This window comes from Moorena sp. SIO3I6 (genome assembly GCF_010672095.1).
This window is the reverse complement of record NZ_JAAHHU010000601.1, coordinates 1-2,679: the sequence shown is the minus strand read 5'-3', so window position 1 is coordinate 2,679 and position 2,679 is coordinate 1. Positions and strand designations below refer to the sequence as shown.

Below are 2,679 nucleotides of genomic sequence, written 5' to 3'. Positions count from 1 at the left end.
TTATAGCCTCTGTTACCTGAGATTCTGATGCCATTACCGATACCATCTCACCACCAGAGGGTAATTTTTGCATCAACTTTCCTCGCATCGCTATTAGTTTGAGGCCGTCTTCTAGGCTAAATACTCCTGCAATGCAAGCTGCTACATATTCTCCAACGCTGTGACCCATGACTACATTGGGTTTGATTCCCCATGATTCCCATAATTTAAACAGGGCGTATTCCAGGGCAAATATGGCAGGTTGGGTGTAAGCTGTTTGGTCTAAAATACTTGACTTTTGTGCATCTTTGGGGTGGATGATTTCTAATATGGATGTTTCTAGATCGGGTTGGAGAATTTGGTCACATTCCTCTAAAGCTTGACGGAAAGTTGGTGCTTGTTCATATAGTTGTCTTCCCATATTTACATACTGGGAACCTTGGCCTGTAAATAGGAATGCTATTTTCGGACTTTCACTATTTGGTTGTCCTGAAAATACTCCTATTAATTCTGACTGAGTTTTCCATCCCAGCAGTTTCTCCATTAATTCTGTGGGGGAAGATGCAATAACACCTAGTCGATGATTAAAATGTGCTCTGCCTGTAGAGGCTGTATAACAGACATCTGCTAGGGCTAACTCGGGATGAGTTTTTAGATAATTTTGATAATTACTGACTAAATTTTCTAAAGCCTTTTCTGTTTTTCCTGACAGCGTTAATAGATGAACCGGACGTTCAACAACATTCTGACTTTTGACTATTGAGGGAGCTTCTTCGATAATTACATGAGCATTAGTACCGCTAGCTCCAAAGGAACTTACTCCTGCAATTACACTAGGCTCATTCCTATCCCAAGTAGTTGGTTGAGTTGCTACCACAATTGGGGAGTTCTTCCAGTTGAACTTACCGGTGGGATTTTTCAGGTGCAAATGAGGTACTATCTGTCGATGCTGTATTTGCAATATTACTTTCATGACCCCAGATATCCCAGCCGCAGATCCTAGATGACCTATGTTAGTTTTAATAGAGCCAATCATCAACGGCTCTTGTGCAGAACGTTCTTCCCCAAATACTTCTGCCAAAGACCTAAGTTCAATTGGGTCTCCCAGAGAAGTTGCTGTACCGTGAGCTTCTACATAACTTACTTGGGATGGTTTGACTTTCGCCATTTTCAGAGCTTGACGAATTACCTGTTGCTGGGATGAACTATTTGGAACTGTAAACCCACTACTTGGTCCGTCCTGATTCACTGCTGAACCTGAAATAACTGCCAAAATTTGATCTTTTGACGCTTGTGCATCAGACAAACGTTTCAACACCAACATACCACATCCTTCTCCCCAGGCAGTTCCATTAGCTTCCTCATCAAAAGTTTGACATCGGCCATCAGGAGATGACATTTGAGCCTGGGATGTCGCAATGAATGCGTCCGGTAATAGCCAGAGATTAACCCCTCCTGCTAAAGCCATTTGACATTCTTGCAATCGCAAGCTTTGACAGGCTTGATGGATAGCAACAAGAGAAGAAGAACAGGCTGTATCTATTGCCATAGATGGGCCAGTTAGTCCCAGAGTGTAGGATAAACGACCTGCGGCAGCATTCAATGGTAAGCCAGTGACTGCATAGGGGGCGATATTAGTTTCTGTAGCTTGTCCGGTAATCACTTGATACTCACAATTAGTGATACCTATAAATACCCCTGTTAAACTATTAACTAATCTATGAGGAATATATCCAGTATTTTCCAGTGCTTCCCAACTTACTTCCAAGAGTAGGCGATGTTGTGGGTCAATGCTGATAGCTTCTCGCTCTGAAATCCCAAAAAACAGAGGGTCAAATTGAGCTATATCTTCCTGTAAAAATCCTCCAAAGCGGGTAGATATTTTTCCGGGAGTTTCTGGGTTGGGGTCGTAGTAGTTATCTACATTCCAGCGTTGGGGAGGAATTTCTGTAATTGCATCCACTCCATCAGACAGTAATTGCCATAATTTTTGGGGGCTATTGGCTCCTCCAGGAAAGCGACAAGCCATACCAACAACTGCAATTGGTTCTGTTTTGGCATATTCTAGTGCCTCTATTCTAGTTTTTGCTTCCTTAAGTGCTACAAGTACCTGTTTTGATGCAGATAGCTTCTCTTTTTTATCTGGTGAATTGCTCATTTCTAATTTCCCTCCAGTAACGTGTTTAAGTCTGCTAATTCCTTAATAATTGAAGATTCAACATCTTCTTCTGGTAAATTTTCTACCTCTAAAATTTGATTTTTTTTTTGTTCTTGAGCAACTGATAACTGCGACTGATCTGTTTTATTTGACTCCCAACCAAGTACTTTTGAAGAAATGTAGTTGGCTAAACTAACAATATTTGGAAATTCAAAAGCTAACGTTGTTGGCAGAGAACAATTCAAGCTTTTTTGCAGTTTATCTCTCAATTCTACTGTCATCAAAGAGTCCATTCCCATTTCAAAGAAACCTTCCTCAGGAGATAGTTGTTTAAAATCTTTGAACCCCAATACTCTAGCTACTTCATTCTTAAGATAGTCAACCAAAAGTTGATAACGCCGCACAGTTTCATACTCTGCTTCTAATTGTTTTAAAATTTCGGGTTGCTGTGGTAATGTTCGCTCTTCTGATTCTAGTGGTTTGCTTTCTATCTCTGCCAGAAGTGGTCGGTATTTTTTCGCTTGATAGACTACTTTAAATGT

2 protein-coding genes are annotated in these 2,679 nt (G+C 40.8%); both read right to left on the bottom strand.

Annotated elements, in window-relative coordinates:
• Positions 1–2,137: type I polyketide synthase (locus F6K49_RS40160; RefSeq protein ID WP_293106382.1), on the bottom strand; the 2,137-nt coding region annotated here is incomplete at its 3' end.
• A 2-nt stretch (positions 2,138–2,139) separates the two neighbouring features.
• Positions 2,140–2,679, bottom strand: a 540-nt coding sequence (locus F6K49_RS40155; RefSeq protein ID WP_293106375.1) for an acyl carrier protein, incomplete at its 5' end; no start/stop codon positions are given.